The organism is Mucilaginibacter sp. OAE612 (assembly GCF_041806395.1).
In the GTDB taxonomy this organism is placed as follows: domain Bacteria; phylum Bacteroidota; class Bacteroidia; order Sphingobacteriales; family Sphingobacteriaceae; genus Mucilaginibacter; species Mucilaginibacter rubeus.
In genome coordinates, this window is record NZ_JBGMUW010000001.1 from 6,764,790 (window position 1) to 6,783,691 (window position 18,902).

The 18,902-nt window shown below is 43.5% G+C and carries 17 protein-coding genes; 4 read left to right on the forward strand and 13 right to left on the reverse strand.

The window, feature by feature from the left end; genetic code table 11:
- Positions 1–329 precede the first annotated feature (329 nt).
- Complete coding sequence (locus ABID99_RS28470; RefSeq protein WP_373615855.1) at positions 330–3,044, reverse strand: ATP-binding protein; 2,715 nt, start codon at positions 3,042–3,044, stop codon at positions 330–332.
- A gap of 362 nt (positions 3,045–3,406) precedes the next feature.
- Between ABID99_RS28470 and aroE the strand changes: the two genes are divergently transcribed.
- The 4 genes from aroE to ABID99_RS28490 all read left to right on the forward strand — a co-directional run bounded on the left by aroE (position 3,407) and on the right by ABID99_RS28490 (position 6,543).
- Complete coding sequence (gene aroE, locus ABID99_RS28475; protein WP_354486995.1) at positions 3,407–4,213, forward strand: shikimate dehydrogenase; 807 nt, start codon at positions 3,407–3,409, stop codon at positions 4,211–4,213.
- Positions 4,177–4,788 carry a gliding motility lipoprotein GldD gene (gene gldD / locus ABID99_RS28480; protein WP_373615856.1) on the forward strand — a complete coding sequence of 204 codons (612 nt, stop codon included), beginning with the start codon at positions 4,177–4,179 and terminating at the stop codon, positions 4,786–4,788. Before aroE ends, gldD begins: the two co-directional genes overlap by 37 nt.
- 61 nt (positions 4,789–4,849) lie before the next feature.
- Entirely contained in the window at positions 4,850–5,773 is a 924-nt protein-coding gene (locus tag ABID99_RS28485) for an ROK family protein (RefSeq protein ID WP_373615857.1), read from the forward strand.
- Between the two features lie 209 nt (positions 5,774–5,982).
- Positions 5,983–6,543, forward strand: a complete 561-nt coding sequence (locus ABID99_RS28490; protein ID WP_354486998.1) for a hypothetical protein — start codon at positions 5,983–5,985, stop codon at positions 6,541–6,543.
- Positions 6,544–6,603: 60 nt separating this feature from the next.
- Here ABID99_RS28490 and ABID99_RS28495 read toward each other — a convergent pair whose 3' ends face one another.
- The 12 genes from ABID99_RS28495 to ABID99_RS28550 all read right to left on the reverse strand — a co-directional run bounded on the left by ABID99_RS28495 (position 6,604) and on the right by ABID99_RS28550 (position 18,795).
- On the reverse strand, positions 6,604–7,122 hold the full coding sequence (locus tag ABID99_RS28495; protein WP_373615859.1) for a dihydrofolate reductase family protein: 519 nt from the start codon (positions 7,120–7,122) through the stop codon (positions 6,604–6,606).
- A gap of 4 nt (positions 7,123–7,126) precedes the next feature.
- Positions 7,127–8,515 (reverse strand): LutB/LldF family L-lactate oxidation iron-sulfur protein, encoded by a 1,389-nt coding sequence (locus tag ABID99_RS28500; protein WP_373615860.1) that lies wholly within the window; start codon positions 8,513–8,515, stop codon positions 7,127–7,129.
- Positions 8,516–8,836: 321 nt separating this feature from the next.
- The gene (locus ABID99_RS28505) at positions 8,837–10,405 is read right to left on the reverse strand and encodes a M28 family peptidase (RefSeq protein ID WP_373615861.1); all 1,569 of its coding nucleotides are present in this window, start codon (positions 10,403–10,405) and stop codon (positions 8,837–8,839) included.
- A gap of 128 nt (positions 10,406–10,533) precedes the next feature.
- The gene (rpiB, locus tag ABID99_RS28510) at positions 10,534–10,971 is read right to left on the reverse strand and encodes a ribose 5-phosphate isomerase B (protein WP_090534772.1); all 438 of its coding nucleotides are present in this window, start codon (positions 10,969–10,971) and stop codon (positions 10,534–10,536) included.
- A 170-nt stretch (positions 10,972–11,141) separates the two neighbouring features.
- Positions 11,142–12,008 carry a twin-arginine translocase subunit TatC gene (tatC, locus tag ABID99_RS28515; RefSeq protein ID WP_090534774.1) on the reverse strand — a complete coding sequence of 289 codons (867 nt, stop codon included), beginning with the start codon at positions 12,006–12,008 and terminating at the stop codon, positions 11,142–11,144.
- 74 nt (positions 12,009–12,082) lie between these two features.
- Positions 12,083–13,417, reverse strand: coding sequence for an acetyl-CoA carboxylase biotin carboxylase subunit (gene accC, locus ABID99_RS28520; RefSeq protein WP_090534775.1), 1,335 nt, complete (start codon positions 13,415–13,417; stop codon positions 12,083–12,085).
- A gap of 148 nt (positions 13,418–13,565) precedes the next feature.
- Positions 13,566–14,039, reverse strand: coding sequence for an acetyl-CoA carboxylase biotin carboxyl carrier protein (accB, locus tag ABID99_RS28525; RefSeq protein WP_176628829.1), 474 nt, complete (start codon positions 14,037–14,039; stop codon positions 13,566–13,568).
- Between the two features lie 256 nt (positions 14,040–14,295).
- Complete coding sequence (locus ABID99_RS28530) at positions 14,296–15,285, reverse strand: beta-ketoacyl-ACP synthase III (RefSeq protein WP_373615862.1); 990 nt, start codon at positions 15,283–15,285, stop codon at positions 14,296–14,298.
- A gap of 10 nt (positions 15,286–15,295) precedes the next feature.
- A complete protein-coding gene (gene plsX / locus ABID99_RS28535; protein WP_176628831.1) occupies positions 15,296–16,234 on the reverse strand; it encodes a phosphate acyltransferase PlsX in 939 nt (312 codons plus the stop codon).
- A 16-nt stretch (positions 16,235–16,250) separates the two neighbouring features.
- Positions 16,251–16,442 carry a 50S ribosomal protein L32 gene (gene rpmF, locus ABID99_RS28540; protein ID WP_090534782.1) on the reverse strand — a complete coding sequence of 64 codons (192 nt, stop codon included), beginning with the start codon at positions 16,440–16,442 and terminating at the stop codon, positions 16,251–16,253.
- A gap of 16 nt (positions 16,443–16,458) precedes the next feature.
- Positions 16,459–16,983 (reverse strand): DUF177 domain-containing protein, encoded by a 525-nt coding sequence (locus ABID99_RS28545; protein ID WP_188834653.1) that lies wholly within the window; start codon positions 16,981–16,983, stop codon positions 16,459–16,461.
- Between the two features lie 162 nt (positions 16,984–17,145).
- Positions 17,146–18,795 (reverse strand): S8 family serine peptidase, encoded by a 1,650-nt coding sequence (locus tag ABID99_RS28550; protein WP_176628833.1) that lies wholly within the window; start codon positions 18,793–18,795, stop codon positions 17,146–17,148.
- Positions 18,796–18,902: the final 107 nt, after the last annotated feature.

The window sequence follows — 18,902 nt, forward strand, 5'->3', positions numbered from 1 at the left end:
GTTTTACTGCAAGCCGGGGAAGGAACAGTTTAACAATAGCACCTCTTTTTATCCGGTCGCAAAATTTGTTTTTGCATCTTGGGCATATTGCATCAGGCGCTTTGCCGATAGTTGGTATTGTATAGGTTTGGCTGTTAAGGGTACGGAGATTATCCTCATTAAAAGTCACAGTCATTATATTAGGGGGTGATTGTATTTCACAAAGCTGCCTAAAAGCGATATAATAAAACTGCCATTTAGCTTTATAAAACCGCCATTTGCTTAAAAAAAGCCTCCTGTCAGTTAAAGATTTCTGAAATTAAAAAGACAATGATAACCGGCCGGATTGTTTAAAGTAGCTCGTTAACATCGCGGCCATAATGTTCCTTAAACAATTTGCCAAAGTATGCAGGTGTGTCAAACCCCGCTGCATATGATACTTCGGCAATGGTGCGGTACTTTCCGCTTTCGATAGCTTCGCGTGCTATTTGTAATTTAATGGCGCGGATGTATTTATTGGGTGTAAGCCCGGTAATTGATTTTATGCGGCGAAACAATTGCCGCTCACTGATCGCCAGTTCATAGCTCAGTGCGGCAAGGGTAAGATCGGTTTTTCCGGTATGTTTTCGTACCTGGGCTTCCAATTCCTCAAGCCAGGATAAATCGGCAGGCGAAAGTTTCAAGCCCGGGTTTTCTGCCGGTTGTTCAATCTGCTGACCATTGGTTCCTGTAATCAGCTCTTCATCATCAGGAATGGTAGCCCCGGAGCGGGCGGCGGCGTTATTAATAAGATTGACAGCGCGTGCAAGCAATTCGCTGCTTAAAAATGGTTTGGTGAGATAATCATCAACACCAATATGAAGCGCTTTAAGCTTATGCCGTGTATTGGCCAGTGCGGTGAGCATGATCACCGGGATGTTGCAGTAAGCCGAGCTTTGCTTCAGGGTTTCAAGCAGGGTAAAGCCATCCATTTCGGGCATCATCACATCTGATATGATCAGGCTGGGCATTACCGGCATATCCTGCAGTTTTTGCAATGCTGCGTGGCCATTGCCGGCAGTGATGAGTCGATATTGTGGCCGTAAAATATCTGCGATATAAGCAGCCATTTCATGATGGTCTTCAACCAGCATAATAAGCTCCCCGTTAGTGTCTTTTCCTCCGGTTTTAATATTCGAAACAATTACGGCTTCTGTTTCGGGCAGTTCAGTTGCCGGCTTTTCAGTTGTCTTAAGCGGAATCTCTATCTTAAAAAACACACCCTTTCCCCAATTATTATCAACAGCAATACGCCCGCCCATCAGTTCTGTAAGTTCACGCGCTATAGCAAGGCCTATGCCTGTGCCCCCTTCTAAGGGTGCATTATTACCTCGGCCCTGGTAATAACGGTCAAAAATATTGGGCAGATCATCCGGATGAATCCCCACACCGGTATTGGCTACTCCAAACTCAATCATTCCCAGCTTAATATCAGCAGTAATGGTTATAGTACCTGCATGAGGCGTAAACTTAATGGCATTACTGATGAGGTTATTAGCTATTTTTTCAAACTTTTCCTGGTCGAGCAAAACAAAAAGCGCCGGATCAATGGAGTTGAGCAATCTGTAATCGATTTGTTTATATTCAGCGGCTGATACAAAACCCTGGTATAGTATCTTTACAAATGATAATAATGCTACGGGCTTGGGTTGTAGTGCTAATTTCCCTGCTTCCAACTTGCCAAGATCAAGCAATTCGTTGGTCATATTGAGTAGCTTTTTGCTATTGCGTAATATCGAGTGCAGCATGTTACGCTGTTCAACTTCATAATTAGTAAAAGCCAGGAGCTGAACCGCCGGCCCCATGATGAGCGTTAATGGAGTGCGTAATTCATGACTTATGTTTGCAAAAAAGCGTGTTTTCATAGCATCCATTTTTTCCAGTTGACTATGTTCTTCGGCCAGTAAGGCCGTCTCTCTTTTCTTTTTAAGAATAAACCAACGATAACTGATAATGGAGGCTATTACTATAAACAGCGCAAGCATAATTAAAAAATTCCGTTGTACCTCAACCAGCTTAGTTTCACCGGCGGCTATTAATAACCGTTTATCGGCTTGGTATTTTTTATCCAGTTCGGAAGCATCCCTTGCTTTATCGAGCTGGTTGATGCTGTCATTAAGCCGCCGGTACAGATAACTATACTTAAAAGCGTTTTTATAATCGCCAATACCTTCATATGCATCGGTTAAATGATTATAGATGTTTTTTTGTACGGTGATGTTACTTTGCGATTCGGGTTGGAGGCTAACGGCCATTTCACCGAATCGTGCGGCCTTCTTAAACTCCTTATGATCAACATACATGGTCATAAGTTCATTAAGGTTATGCTTTTCGAGAGTTTTGAACTCGCCTTTGCGGGATAATTCCAGTGATTTCATCAGGATCTCCTCTGCCTTTTTATCCTGGTTGGTCATGAGGTAAAGCCGGCCCAGATTGCCCTGGTAACGGGCTATGCTAAAATCTGAAAGAAAATGAGCATACTTTTTATCAAGTACCTGTTCCATGAGCCTGGTGGCTTTTATCAGGTTAACCGGCGACGAGATGCTCCGTTCGGAAAGAATATTGGATAGGTTACTCAGCGCAAAAATATAAGAAGCAGTATCTTTTATGCTCAATGCATCTTTTGAAGCTTGCTCAGCATAAGGCAGGGCTTGTTTAGGGTTACCAATCGACCGATAAATATCGGCAATACAGGCGCGGCAGTCTATACTTAAACTTTTCCATCCCCTGTTATCGCACTCTTTCAGTATTTTAAAAGCAACGTTTAAGGCTTCAACCGTTTTGGCTTCGCGGCTAAGCATGTAGGCTACCATTATTGGTGCTTTTTCATAAGTAAGTGAATCAGCCGTGGTTGTCAATTTGGTAGCTTCACGACCAAAGGTTAAAGCATCATGTTCATTACCTACGCCATAAGCCTGGTAAGCCCGGGCCAGCAACACCCGCGCTTCAAATAGTTTATTGTTGTTTTTCCTGGCCGAATCGATCAGCTTTTTTGCAAGCACAGTTGCCGAATCCGGACTTTTCATGCTGCGGAGCATTTTTAGTACAGGTTCTTTAGTGGGCCGGGATTGACTTTGAGCCAGTGCAGCAAAGCTGCATAAAATGATAACACAAAAAGGGATGATCCTTCGGAAAAGATGAACAGGGTAAATTGTAATAGGGGTCATGATATTGAAGCCCAAATTACAATTTTATCGGCGCCCGGAATTACCTTAATTTGAAATAAATCTCCTTATAAAAAATTTTTATCCAAAGTTTTTTCAGCTTACCTGTTTTAAATCAATAGTTAAAATTGCCTGTTTTGTTGTTAATATTACACAATTAAACCTATGCCAGCTTAAGCTATAATTGATTACTTTAGCGCTTTGCATCGATATAAAAATTGATAATGAAACACTACGGACTAATAGGCTTCCCGCTTTCGCACTCATTCTCAAAAAAATTTTTTACCGAAAAATTTGAAGCCGAAGGCATTACCGATTGCCGCTATGATCTTTACCCGCTCGAGAATATTAAAGATTTGCAGGACCTGCTTGACGAGCATCCCAATATTTGCGGACTTAATGTTACCATCCCCCATAAAATAAACGTGATGCCGCTGCTTGACTGGATTGAGCATGACGCACGTACAGCCGGCGCCGTTAATTGTATCCGTGTAACCGCTGAAAGCCCGGTGGCTGCCGCCTTTTCAGGCGAAATAGGTGTTAAAGACCATGATTTCAGGTTGGAAGGGTATAATACCGATATTTATGGTTTTGAAGAGTCATTAAAACCCTTAATTGGTGATGGTAATGATGATGCTCTGGTTTTGGGCGATGGCGGTGCTGCAAAAGCTGTAAAGTGTGTACTGGAAAATTTAGGTATAACTTATAAAGTTGTTACCCGCAAACCTACACACCATGCGGATAATATTTTGTTTAAAGATCTTCAGCCACACCATATCTTACAGCACAAACTTATCATCAATACAACTCCTTTGGGTACCCATCCTAATATTGATGAATGCCCGCTTATACCTTATGATTTTATAGGTGAAGATCATATTTTATATGACCTGATATATAATCCAGAAGAAACCCTGTTTTTGAAAAAAGGGCGGGAGCGCGGTGCTGTTACCAAAAATGGTTACGAAATGCTGGTTTTACAAGCCGAAAAATCATGGGAGATCTGGAACTCAAAGGAGAAACATCCATGAAGTATGTAAGTTTACTGGCAGCAGTGCTATTGTTTTTGTCCGCATGCAGCGGCAATCATGATTACGCGCCCAAGCCCCGCGGCTACTATCGCATTGCGTTCCCTAAAAAAGAATACCAGGATTATGCTGCCGGTTGCCCGTATGCTTTTACATATCCCAGGTACGCCTTTATTGAACCAGATAAAAAGCGGGGTGCCAAACCTTGCTGGATAAACATGCAGTTCCCGCGGTTTAATGCCACGCTGCATTTAAGCTATCAGCCCATCACCTCAAAAAAAGAGTTTAACCAACTGGTGGAGGATGCCCGCACCTTCGCCTTTAAGCATACCGTAAAAGCCACATCCATTGACGAAGGCATCATCCATTATGCCGATAAAAAAGTTTATGGCATTTATTATACCATAGACGGCAATGCCGCTTCATCGGCGCAGTTTTTCCTTACAGATAGTGTACATAATTATATACGGGGAGCGCTATATTTTAACACCGAACCCCGGCTCGACTCCATACAACCTGTGCTTAGTTTTATAAAGCAGGACATGGCGGTGATGATTAAAAGTTTTAAGTGGAAGTAGAAGCCAGAAGCAAGACAACAAGATAATAGAAGCAAGACTTTAAGAGCTGGATATTTTAACCATGCAAAATTGCTATATAGGTATTGAAATAGGCGGAACCAAACTGCAAATAGTTTTGGCCGATGATAGTTTTATTATCAACAGGACATTTCGTTTTGCGGTAGACAGAGTGTTGGCTGCTGCAGGGATCAGGGAGCATATTGCCCAAACCATCACCAATATTTCAAAAGAGTATATCATTAAAAGTATAAGCATCGGTTTTGGCGGACCGGTTGACAGGGAGGCGGGCTGCATTGCTAAGTCGCACCAGTTAAGTGGATGGGACGGATTTAACATTTCGGGTTGGTTGCAGCAGCAGGTTAATGTACCGGTTATTTTGGAGAATGATGCTAATGCAGCGGCCCTTGGCGAGGCATTAAAAGGGGTTGGGCGTAACTATGAACATGTATTTTATGTAACGCTTGGCAGCGGGGCAGGTGCCGGAATGGTTATTAACGGCCAAATTTATCACGGGACAAAACCGGGCGAAGCGGAGATAGGCCATATCCGCCTTAACCGCGAAGGTCTTACGCTTGAAGATAGCTGCTCGGGCTGGGCGGTTGACCAAAAGATCCGCAAGGTAATCGCTCAAAAGCCCGATAGTAAACTGGCCCAACTTTGTGCGGGTGTAAATGAAGGCGAAGCCAAAATATTAATGACCGCTTTGGAAGCGGGAGATGCAGATGCTCTGAAAATATTGGATGATACCGCTGCCGATCTGGGTTTCGGCTTATCACATGCCGTACATCTTTTTCACCCTGATATTATAGTGTTAGGTGGAGGCTTATCTTTGTTGGGAGAGCCCTTGCGTATTCGCGTACAAGAGGTTATCCGGGTTAATATCATGGCCCTGTTTTTACCCGGTCCCCAGGTTGTAATAGCCGAATTAGGCGAACTGGCAGTACCCGTTGGGGTAATTGAAAACCTGAGGAGGCATGTAGGTTAATTAACCCTTCCGGATAGTTTCTCACAATTTCAGAAAATCATTCCACCTGAATAAGCTTGCCTCTATAGTAACCATCCCGACCAGGATGAAAAATATGGTTTAGCTATCCCTTAAAACTTATTGTTCTGTTTCCGCCAAATTTACAAACACGCAGATGGATCTGTTGTTAATAACACAGTAGCTTAATAACTGCCATTAATTAATAAACAATGAAACTCATCAAATTCAATAAAATAGGTAATGATATCCGGTTGCATACCGAAAGCCTTGCCCATATGGGGTTTAGGAAAATATTTGAAAGCATCGATCAGCTTAAAATAAAAAACGGCGTTGATAAACTCGGCCTCGAAGGTTTTATTAACCAGTGCGCTTGTCTTGCAGCAGGTTCGGGGGCTATGGCAGGCAGCGGGGGGATGTTTACCCTCGTAGCTGGAATTCCATTTGATTTCATCAATCTGATCACCCAGCAGTTTAGGGCTATTATGGGCATTATGTATTATTATCGGGGCACGTATGATAATGGTTTCGACGATTTTATGTCGTTAGTGGCAACATCAGTAAGGGTGGAAGCCGGCGTGGCTATCACCAAATCCATGATGGAAGGCATTGCCGAAAGGATGCTGATGATATTAGGCACTCGCACCGCCGAACGCCTGGTTCCGGTTGTAGGCGCGGTTATTGGCGGTACGGCAAATTACCTGTTTATTAAACGCATGGCCGAGCAGGTGAAACGGATGCAAAAGGATTTTGTGGTTATTGAAGTAGGATAGGGCAACTAAGCGCAGAGCAGGCATATAGGCCTTTAACTTTCAAGTAATTACAGATTTGAACTACGGTTTGACGATATACCTGAGTTGAATAAGTCCGCTTGAAAATTGTTCGGCACCAAGCAATACCAGGTTAATGCGTTCTTTTATATTTGTAAAAAGGGGTTTTCCACTACCTAAAATTACCGGGTGTACGGATAGTAATAATTCGGAGATTAGATTTTTTTTGATAAACGCTTCAACAAGTTCTGCCCCGCCAAACAACCAGATATCGCGTCCTTCCTGGCTCCTGATTTCTTCGACCCTGTTTTTAAAATCAGCAGACCTTATTATTTCAACATTATCAGCTTCGGGATCATGAAGTGTATCCGAAAACACATAAATTTTCATGGCGGCAAACATTTTTGGATCGGTACGCATGATCAGCTCATAACTTTTGCGCCCGATGAAGATGGCATCACAGGCTTTGAAAAAGTCGGTAAGGCCATAATCCTGGTCGTCAAAGCACCAGTCGTACTCACCATTAGGGCCCTCAATATAGCTGTCGAGGCTAACAGCGACGTTTAAGATTATTTTACGCATAGCACTATTCTTCGGGTGTGTTGTTCATTTCCTGCCATTGCTTGCTAAATGATTTATCAGCTACGTGCGGCATCTCGCGTAAATGGCCCCAGGTACGTTTAAAGAAGGTTTTAAGCAGGAAGTTTTTCATGCCTCCGCCAAAAAAATCGGTGAGTTTGCGTTTAAGGATTCCTTTTTTCCAGATAGCCCAGCCCCAGCGTTCTTTATTGGTAACCAGGTTTTCGTTCACCGCATCGCGGCGGTTGAGGAGCAACATTTTATGGATGTCGATCTTAACCGGACAAACCTCGGTACATTTACCGCACAGGCTTGAAGCATAGCTCAGGTGTTTAAAATTTTCCATCCCCTGTGTATGCGGAGTAATAATAGAGCCTATCGGGCCACTGTAAGTGGTGGCATAAGTGTGGCCTCCAATGTTTTTATAAATGGGGCAACCGTTAAGGCAAGCCCCGCAACGGATGCAGTAAAGGCCCTGGCGTTGGTCTTTTTTTGCCAGCAGGTTGGTGCGGCCATTATCCAGCAGTACTACGTACATTTCCTCAGGTCCGTCGGTTTCATCCGGCCGGCGCGGACCACTTAATATAGTATTGTAAACGGTAAGATTTTGCCCGGTGCCATGAGTAGATAGCATTGGCCAAAACAAGTCCAGATCGGTAATGGAAGGGATGATCTTCTCGATCCCCACAATGGCAATATGGATTTTAGGGAATGTAGTACAAAGGCGCGCGTTGCCTTCATTTTCGCTGATAGCGATGCTGCCGGTATCCGCTAATAAGAAATTGGCACCGGTGATACCTACATCGGCCTGTACATATTTTTTACGAAGCAACTCACGGGCTTTCAGGGTAATTTGTTCGGGCGTGGCATCAATAGGGGTGCCAAATTTTTCGTGGAAAAGTTTCGCGATATCCTCCTTGCTGAGGTGCATAGCCGGGGTAACAATATGATATGGCTTTTGGCCCAACAGCTGCACTATATATTCACCCAGGTCGGTTTCAAGCGATTCTATTTGATTGCTCTCTAAAAACTCGTTCAGGTGAATTTCTTCCGTAACCATCGATTTGGATTTCACCACAGTTTTGGCGTTGGCTTTTTTGATGATGTTCAGGATCTCACGCTGGGCCTCTTCTACGTCGTTAGCCCAAATCACCTTGCCGCCTCGTTTCTGAAAATTGGCCTCAAATTCGGGTAGGAACTTATCCAGGTTTTCCATCACCTTCCATTTAAGCACATGACCTTTCTTTTTGGCATTATCTAAATTGATAATGCGCGAAAGGCCCCGTGATACCGCTGTATTGTACCGGTCAATATTGAAGTTGATGATGCGACGGTGATCGGCATCAAAAGCCTTCTCCTCCGATTTTACCAAAAATTCTTCAGCGGTTGCTCCCATATATGCGAAAGTAGGATTTTTGTTTTATTTTTTGAGTGAGTGGTTGATTTAGTTGATTATGTGAGTGGTTGTTTTTGGACAGATAACATGTTAGAAAGTTTTAAAAGCTTCTCATTGCCGCGGGTTTAGCGCAGCGTAACCCGTGGTTCTAAATAATTGAAGCTTTCAGCTTCAGTGGTTAAGTTGAAAACTTAACCGATACAACCCATGGGTTACGCTGCGCTAAACCCGCGGCAGTTATTTATAAAACACAAAAGGCGCATATTGTGCGCCTTTTGTGTTTTATTTGATGAGAGAACCACTCTCCCCATCAACCACTCACTATTTCCCTCCGGCAGCCGCTGCATCCACTACAGGGCGTTTATCGCGGTTGGCAAGCTCCCATCCGGTGTAAAATACCAGTTGAGCACGTTTGGCCAGCAGCGGGAAATTGATCTTGCTTACTTCGTCGCCCGGCTGGTGGTAATCAGCGTGTACACCGTTGAAGTAGAAAATGATTGGTACGCCATGTTTTGCAAAATTATAATGATCGCTGCGGTAGTAAAACCTGTTTGGATCATTTGGATCGTCATACTTGTAATCAAGCTTTAACTTGGTGTAAGTGTTATTGGCATTTTCACCAATTTCATGCAGTTCCTTGCTCAGCATGGCCGAGCCGATGGGGTATACATAATTTGCAGAATCGGGTTTGCCGATGTATTCTTCACCAACGCGACCAATCATGTCAATATTTAAATCGGTAATGGTGTTAGCCAATGGAAATACAGGATGGTCTGAATAATACTCTGAGCCCAATAAACCTTTTTCTTCGCCAACGTTACCTAAAAACAGGATGCTGCGACGGGGGCCGTGACCGTCTTTTTTAGCTTTAGCAAAAGCGCGGGCAATTTCCAAAATGCCGGTAGTACCCGAGCCATCATCGTCGGCGCCGTTGTTCACTTTATCTTTTGCTTTTTCATCAGGGTTTAAACCGATATGGTCATAGTGTGCTGAAAAGATCAATACTTCATCTTTCAGGTCGGTACCAGGCATGTAACCTAATACGTCAACTGCTTTTACATCTTTTTTAGTAGTTGCGTAGTTTATAACTACATTATCTTTTATAACAGTAGCAGGGGTAACTGCTGCTGCAGAAGCAGATTTAAGATCAGCATAAGTTTTACCGGTTGGTTTTACCAGTTCGTCAGCTAATGCAGCCGTGATGTTAAATACAGGGGCATTGGTGTTTGCCGGTTTAGCTGCGTCATCTTTAATAGTTAACCGCGGACTTGTTACGCTTTTTCCAAAGCGGGCCAGTGCAGCTGCAATACCCGGGTTAGCAGCTAATATGATAGCGGGATTTTTGCTTTGTAAGTTTTTTACAACCTTCATACGCGCATTGCTCATGCGATAGCTGGTATTTGGTGTTGCTCCTGCTTCGGGCTTATCTTCGTTGATCCAAAGTATAATTTTACCCGCCAGATCAGTGCTGCCTATTTCGGCATCGGTACCGTAGCCAACAAAAACGATATCACTTACAGATGTACTTTTATCAGGGAACGCACCTCCTAAATAAAAATCGGTACCATACTCAAATGATTTGCCGTTAACGGTGAATGCTGTTACTTTTAACGCATTTTCGGTAAGAGGAACATCAAAAAAGTACGATCCGTTAACAGGAGCCTGAAGCCCTAATTTTTTAAACTCGCCGGCTATATAATTAGCGGCTTTTTCGGCGCCGGGTTTACCTGTTTCCCGGCCTTCAAAGGCATCCGAAGCCAGGATGCTCAGGTGCTTTTTCGCATCTTCAGCAGTTATCAGCCCGGCATATTTCATTGCCGTGGCATTCTGCTGGGCACAGGCTGTCGTTGCCGAAGCCAGCGCGATGAGCAATAGTGGTAATTTATTCATTCTTTTAGTTAATAGTTCTTTTTCTGAGGTTAAAAGGGCAAAGGTGAAAGGCAAAAGGCAGCTGCATTTTGCAAAATAAACGAAGAGATAAAAAACCTTTAACCTTTCGCCTTTTCCCTTTAACCTAATTACATGCAGGCTATCTTTTCTACACGGTTAGCATGCCTGCCGCCTTCAAATTCAGTATTTAAAAATGTAGTTACTATAGCCTTCGCTTCTTCGGGGGTAACAAAGCGGGCAGGTACGCAAACTATATTGGCGTTGTTGTGGCTGCGGGCCAGTACCGCTATTTCTTCTTTCCAGCAAATGGCTGCACGAATGCCCTGGTGTTTGTTGGCAGTTATGGCAACGCCATTGGCGGCGCCGCAAATCAGGATCCCCAGGTCACACTCACCGCTTTCAACGGCATTGGCTACAGGATGTGCAAAATCAGGATAATCAACCGATTCGGATGAATAGGTGCCGAAATCTTTTACTTCGACAGAAGACAGCGCCTCTGTTAAAATTTTTTTGTAATCATACCCGGCGTGGTCCGAACCGATAGCTATTTTTAATCCTTGCTTCATTTATCAAAAGTATAACGTTTTATCGCTTGTTAAAGGTAAGTTTTTTGTTATAAACCGGCCAGTTTGTAATTGCTTAAAAAAGGAAATACTTACCCGAAAAATATGCGAATCTCGCCTTTTTTGTAGTTTTCATTCACTAAAAAAGCATGCTGCCGGTTTAAAGAAGGCAATTACGCTTTATCTAACTCCTGTTCTTTTTTAATCCTCCGTTTTTCAACAAGACCGGCTACAACTATACTAACCTCGTACAAAACAAACAGCGGGATACTAACTACGGTCATCGTAAGCATATCAGGAGTAGGGGTAACCACGGCGGCTATGATCAGGATCACTACAATAGCGTAACGGCGGGTTTCTTTCATGAACTTAGGTGTCATGACACCCAGGTTGGCCAATATATACACGATGATAGGCAATTGGAAAACAACGCCTGTAGCCAGGGTAAGGGTAGCTACCGACGAGATATAAGAATCGATATCAAATAAATTTTGGATAGCCGCACTCACCGTATAACTCGACAGGAAATTAATAGACATCGGTGTAATCACGAAGTAACCAAAAGTGATCCCTAAAAAGAAAAGCACACAGGCATAAAACACAAAGCCGGTAGCGGCTTTACGCTCGGCGTCATGCAATGCGGGTTTAATAAAACGCCATATCTCCCATATCAGGTAAGGGACGCCCAATGTGATACCGATAATTAATGCCGAGTTGATTTGCAGGGTAAACTGGCCCGCCATTTCGGTATTAATGAGCTTGATGTTTACTTTGTCAATACAAAAACCATCACGGTGCAGGGCGGCGCCAATTTTGCAAAGCATCCTGTAAGTCCAGAAGGTTGACTTGCTGGGCCCCATGATAATGGTATCAAAGATCCAGTCGTAGTAGTAAAAAACAACAGCGGTAAATATTACAATTGCTACCGAAGCTCTTACGAGGTGCCATCTCAAGGCTTCGAGGTGATCAAAGAACGACATTTCTGCCTCTAACGTTTTACCTTTATCCTTTATGGCCTTGATGATCTTGTTCTCGCTCATTGTAATATATACCGCTGTATCAACGCTATAGTGCTAAATACGTTTTATAGTATGAAGATAGTTTGAATTTATTTTTATAATTCAAATGTATCCATAAACTTGGTGGTAAAATTACCAGCACGGAAGTTAGGATCCTTCAATAATTTTAAATGGAATGGAATTGTAGTTTTCACGCCTTCTATCACAAATTCGCTCAACGCACGCTCCATGGTGCTCAAAGCCTCATCGCGTGTTTGGGCCACGCAAATTACCTTGGCAATCATCGAGTCGTAGTTTGGCGGGATAACATAGCCTGTATACACGTGTGTATCAATACGTACACCATGGCCACCAGGAGAGTGGAAGTTGGTTATTTTACCCGGTGACGGACGGAAACCGTTAAACGGATCTTCGGCATTGATACGGCATTCAATGGCATGCATTGTTGGCTCATAGTTTTTACCAGAGATAGGGATTCCTGCAGCTACTTTAATTTGCTCTTTGATCAGGTCGAAGTTGATCACCTCTTCGGTAACCGGGTGTTCTACCTGGATGCGGGTGTTCATCTCCATAAAGTAGAAGTTGCGGTCTTTATCAACCAAAAACTCTACAGTGCCGGCACCTTCATATTTAACAGCTTTGGCGCCTTTAATAGCTGCCTCACCCATCTTTTTACGGAGTTTTTCGGTCATGAAAGGGGAAGGTGATTCCTCAACCAGTTTCTGGTGACGGCGCTGGATAGAGCAGTCACGTTCAGAAAGGTGGCATACTTTGCCAAACTGATCGCCCACAACCTGAATTTCGATGTGGCGCGGGTCCTGAACATACTTTTCAAGGTATAAGCCATCGTTACCAAAGGCTGCACCTGATTCGGCACGGGCCGAGTCCCAGGCGTTCTCAAACTCTTCGTCTTTCCAAACAATACGCATACCACGGCCACCACCGCCGGCAGTTGCTTTTAATATAACAGGGTAACCTATTTTATTGGCGATAGCAATACCCGATTTTACATCGGCAAGCAGACCATCAGATCCGGGAACAATAGGCACACCGGCTTTTTTCATGGTATCTTTGGCCGAAGCTTTATCACCCATCTGGTTGATCTGCTCGGCAGTAGCACCGATAAATTTGATACCATACTCAGCGCAAATGGCCGAAAATTTAGCATTTTCAGACAGGAAACCGTAACCTGGATGGATCGCATCTGCATTGGTTAGTTCGGCAGCCGAAATGATGTTAGGAATATTTAAATAAGAATCGCGGCTTGGCGGCGGGCCGATACAAACAGCCTCGTCGGCAAAGCGAACATGAAGACTATCGCGATCTGCAGTTGAATATACAGCTACCGTTTTAATACCCATTTCTTTACAAGTACGGATAATACGAAGGGCGATTTCGCCACGGTTAGCTATTAATATTTTTTTAAACATTGTTTTTCTTGAATATGCAAATTACAGATGTGCAAATATGCAGATGAAAAATATTAATGAATGATTGAAGGGCAAATATGTAAATTATAAATGTGCAAACGAATTAAATATCATCTGCACATCTGTAATTTGCACATACGCGCATCAATTAAACTGGTTCTACTAAAAACAGGGGTTGATCGTACTCAACAGGTGAGGCGTTATCAACAAGGATTTTTACCACGCGGCCCGAAACTTCTGATTCAATTTCATTGAACAGTTTCATAGCTTCAATGATACATACTACAGAACCAGGTTTGATCTCATCGCCAACATTAACAAACATAGGTTTATCCGGGCTTGATGAGCGGTAAAAAGTCCCGATCATAGGCGATTTAACGGTAATGTATTTCGATGTATCCGGAGCAGCCGGTGCAGCAGGCTCAACAGGCGCAGGAGCCGGAGCAGATGGCAATGCCTGTGTAACAGGTTGCGTAACTGCCGGAATAGTGGCATGAACCACTGTAGGTTGCACCTCGTTGGTTTTTATGGTGATCTTAAAATCTTTTTGCTCGATTGATACTTCGTTCACGCCCGATTTGGAAACAAAGCGAATAAGGTCCTGAATTTGTTTAATATCCATGTTGAAGGATTAATTGGTTTTGGACAAAGTTTATATCTAAGTTATAGTCAAATGTGCAGATATGCAAATGCGCAGATATGCAAGTTATGTGTTGATTAATTAGCTTTTAAAATGACCGGCTATCGTAATTAAGCGGTCTGTTTTCTATTCCCTTAAGCAGATAACATGTACTTTTTACAGATGTTTTAAATTTCTGATGTGATGAATATACCTCCTTTATGTAAATTGGCACATCCGCACATCTGGAATCAGCACATCAATAAGCCCATTTTAAATAAACTGAACCCCAGGTAAAGCCACCGCCAAAGGCTGCTAAAATGAGGTTATCCCCTTTTTTAAACTTGCTTTCCCATTCCCACAGGCAAAGCGGGATGGTGCCGTTGGTGGTATTGCCATAGCGCTCGATGTTAACGATCACTTTATCTGAGCTTATACCTGTACGGTTTGCAGTAGCATCGATAATACGCTTGTTGGCCTGGTGTGGTACCAGCCAGGCAATATCATCACCGGTAAGGTGGTTGCGTTCCATTACCTCGTGCGCAACATCGGCCATATTGGTTACCGCAAATTTAAACACGGCCTGGCCTTCCTGGTAGGCGAAGTGTTCTTTAGCATCAACCGTTTCATGGCTCGCCGGTTTCAATGAACCGCCGGCTTTCAGGTTTAGGTACTGACTGCCCGAACCATCGCTTTTTAAAATAGAATCGATAACTCCGTTGCCTTCTTCATTAGGCTCAAGCAATACCGCGCCGCAGCCGTCGCCGAAAATGATGCAGGTAGCACGGTCCTGGTAGTTAATAATAGCCGACATTTTATCGCCGCCAACAACCAGCACCTTTTTATGCTTGCCGCTTTCAATAAATTGAGCGCCGGTGGTTAAACCGTATACGAAGCCTGAACAGGCTGCCTGCAAATCAAATCCCCATGCGTTTTTAGCACCAATTTTATGCGCTAAAAGATTTGCTGTAGCGGGGAAGATCATATCGGGGGTTGTAGTACAAAAGATGATAAGATCGATCTCATCGGCACCGATGCCGCGTTTTCTGAGCAGCTCGGTAACAGCAGGGACCGCCATATCTGATGTAGCAAGGCCTTCGCCTTTTAATATGCGCCGCTCCTTGATACCGGTACGGCTGGTTATCCATTCGTCATTTGTATCAACCATCGTTTCCAGTTCCTGGTTGGTTAATACATAGTCGGGAACGTAACCATGTACTGCGGTAATAGCGGCATGAACTTTACTCATCTTTATAAAATTACTGGAATGCTTGTTTTATTTTATCAACGAGGTTACTCTCTACCATGTTCTTTGATAAAAGGACCATGTTTTTTATTGCCTCGGGGCTCGAGATGCCGTGACCAACAACAACGGGAGCATTTACGCCCAGTATCGGGCTGCCACCGTATTGTTCATAATTAAACCTGTCAAAAAACTCGTCCTTTAGCTGTTTTTTCCGCGTTATAACATAGAACGATTCAGCAAGCTTTAATATTACATTGCCGGTAAAACCGTCGCATACATAAACGTCGGCGCTTTCACTAAAAAGATCGCGTCCTTCAACATTACCTACAAAGTTAAACAACGATGTAGCTTTCATTAATGGGTAGGTGGCCTGGCTAAGGATATTACCTTTTTCTTCTTCTTCGCCAATATTTATGAGCGCAACCCGTGGATTGGCTATATCATAAACGGTTTGGGCAAACAAGCTGCCGAGCACGCCGAACTGAACAAGCACATCGGGCTTACAATCGGCATTGGCACCTACATCCAACAAAATACCCAAACCGCCTTTAAGTTTGGGTACAATAGTAGTCATTGCCGGACGTACAACACCCGGAATAGTTTTCACGCTGAACATGGCACCAACAAGCATGGCGCCGGTATTGCCAGCTGATGAGAATGCCTGGATTTCGCCGCTTTTTAACAGCTGGAAACCAACTGATATGCTCGAATCAGGCTTCTGAACAATAGCTTTGGTAGGGTGTTCACCCATACCAATAACTTCGGTTGTATGTACAAATTCGAAGTTATCAGGGCTTACACCATTTTCCTGAAGAATACTTACTGTAACTTCCTTATCGCCAATAAGTACCAGTTTCTGGTCGGCAGATAAAGTTTTATACGCTTCGATAGCTCCTAAAACAGCTGCTTTGGGAGCGTAATCACCGCCCATAATATCTAAGCCAATCTTCATTCTCAGAAAATTAAACTTATGCTACTGCTGCTTTCTCAATAAGAACTTTACCGTTGTAGTAAACATTACCATCAACAGTATATGCCCTGTGCGGCAAATGCACAGCGCCTGTAGTTTGGCAGGTAGTTAAAGTTGGAGCTTCCGCTTTGTAATGCGTTCTGCGTTTATCTCTCCTTGATTTCGAAAATTTCCGCTTTGGATGTGGCATAATATCCTAATATTAATTATTTATTCATTTTCCTGAGCGCATCCCACCGTGGGTCTGTTTGCTCACTTTGTTCACCATTTGCCGAAAAACTATTTAGTTTTTCAAGCATTTCTTTATCACAATAAGGGGTTTCACCCTCGTTGTCGCAAACCGATATAAACGGCACTGCAACGTTAATGTATTCGTAAATCAGCCCGGCTATATCAATCTCATGATCGTTTTTGCCAAGGGTAATGATCTCCTCGTCTTCATCTATCAGTTCATCGCTGAACTTAGCTATTTGCTGTTCAGTAATATCAACCTGCTGCGGCAGTTGCGATAAACACCTGTCGCAGGTAGTATCAATTGTGCCGTCTATCTTAAAATGCAGGATCAGCATAGTTTCCTGCTTATCCAGTTCAACCTCACAGTGCAGGGTTGCTTTTTTTACGAGCGAATATTCAAACTCATCAAAAAAGTCATCCTGTATGTCATACTCAAACTGGTGTTTCCCAAGTTTAAGCCCCGTAAAGGGAATCGAATATTTTTTAAGCGATTTCAATGAGCAACAATTAGCCCGCAAATGTAGAGAAAAATACCATAACTGGAAAGTGTTTTTTTATTTTGCCCTTTTGAGGAGGTTAAAGGTAAAAGGAGAAAGGTAAAAGGCTGGAGTACAGTGATTTTTGCGCAATGCAAAAATCACTGTTCTATCTTTATGGAATTAGTTTGATAAAACCTCGCCCTTCATTTTTGAGGCAATTTGCAGCGCTTTGTATGCATTGACTATGCCCCCGGTTTTGGATAGCGTTGTAAAATCAACCTTTTCGGTTTTGCTGCCGGGTTTTAATACCATGGTGCCCCTTAGCGGTGTTGCCGAGCCTAAAATAGCTTCCTTTACCTGCTTAGCACTCAGGCTTGGATAGTATTCTAATATCAAAGCCGCAATGCCTGCCGTTATTGGCGACGAAAAGCTGGTGCCGTCTTCTGTATCAACCTCAGCATCGGTAGTAATTGAGGTAACTTTTACCCCTGGCGCAAATATATCAACGCTCTTTTTGCCGTAATTGGAAAAATCACCGGCAAGGTTTTGCCCCATTCTGGGCCCCGATGCACCAACGCTAATCACGTTATCAGCATCGCTTGATGAGCCATCTAAAAAAATATCATTTGGAAATTCGGGCTGAAGATCCATATCCTGGTTATCGTTACCGGCAGCCATCACTAATAAAACATCCTTTGAGGCAGCATATTTGAAAGCGGCATCTACCCATTCCTTGTGCGGCGAGATCTTTTTTCCGAAACTCATGTTAACCACCCTGGCACCGTTATCAACCGCGTAGCGTATAGCATTGGCTACGTCTTTATCATATTCATCGCCATTAGGGATGGCCTTAATGATCATCAGTTTTACATTATCGGCCACGCCATTGATACCATAATTGTTGTTACGCACCGCGCCAATGAGCCCGGCCACACCGGTGCCATGTGCCGCATCTGCAAATTTTACCAGGTTATTGCCATATGGTTTGCCATCCATTGTATCCGGATCATCGCCTACAATGCGTTTGCGCGATGTAAGGTCGGGCGATACATCATTGTTAAGTTTCGCCAGGTATTCGCTCAGGTCCTTAATGATTTTGGCATTGGTAGAACCCGCGCCCTCCTGCGAAAACACCGATTCCCAAACATATTTGCTTTGGCTTAGGGTGTCATTAGTGGCTTTAACCTTTACAAGGTCGGCCTGGGTAAAAGTGCCGTTTGCCGGTAAGTTCAGACCGCGCTTAATATACCCGCTGGTAACCATCAACGCGTTCATCACCGGCGAAAGCTGGCCGATTTCGGTATTGGCCTTGTTTACTGTTGAATCATAAACCGTTTTAACACGCAGCCAGTAAGCATATTCTTTTTTATTGGTAGCGGTCGAATCCGTAACCGAAGCATATTTACCTTTTAATTTATTGTATTCACGTACCTCTTCTGTGGTTTCGGTAAAGTCGGCTTTGCCGCCGGGGCCGCCTAAAAAGTTCCATCCATGTATATCGTCAACGTAGCCATTATGGTCGTCATCAATGCCGTTTCCCGGGATCTCCTTTTTATTCACCCATAGCACCGTTTTTAGGTCCGTTTGCAGGGTGTCGGCACCGCTGTCGATAGTTGCGACGAGAACAGGTTTGCTTTTTTTGCCTTGTACAAACAGGTATGCTTGCTTTAAACTGATGCCGTAAAAGCCGCTTTCCTTTAAATCAAGCAGGTGCCAGGCTTTTGGCGGGGCGGGGTCGGCAACAGGTGCCTGTTGTGCCGATACCGGTAAATTAACTAATAATGCTGCTGATAAAGTGGTTGCGCTTACGTACTTGCAAAATTTGAACATGAACTTGTGTTATAGTATGTCTTATCTAAGACTTAATAAATTGTTTTAGTTTAATCTTCCGGCTTTTTACGTGCCGACTTTCATTTAGGTTAATTTTTATTTTCCGG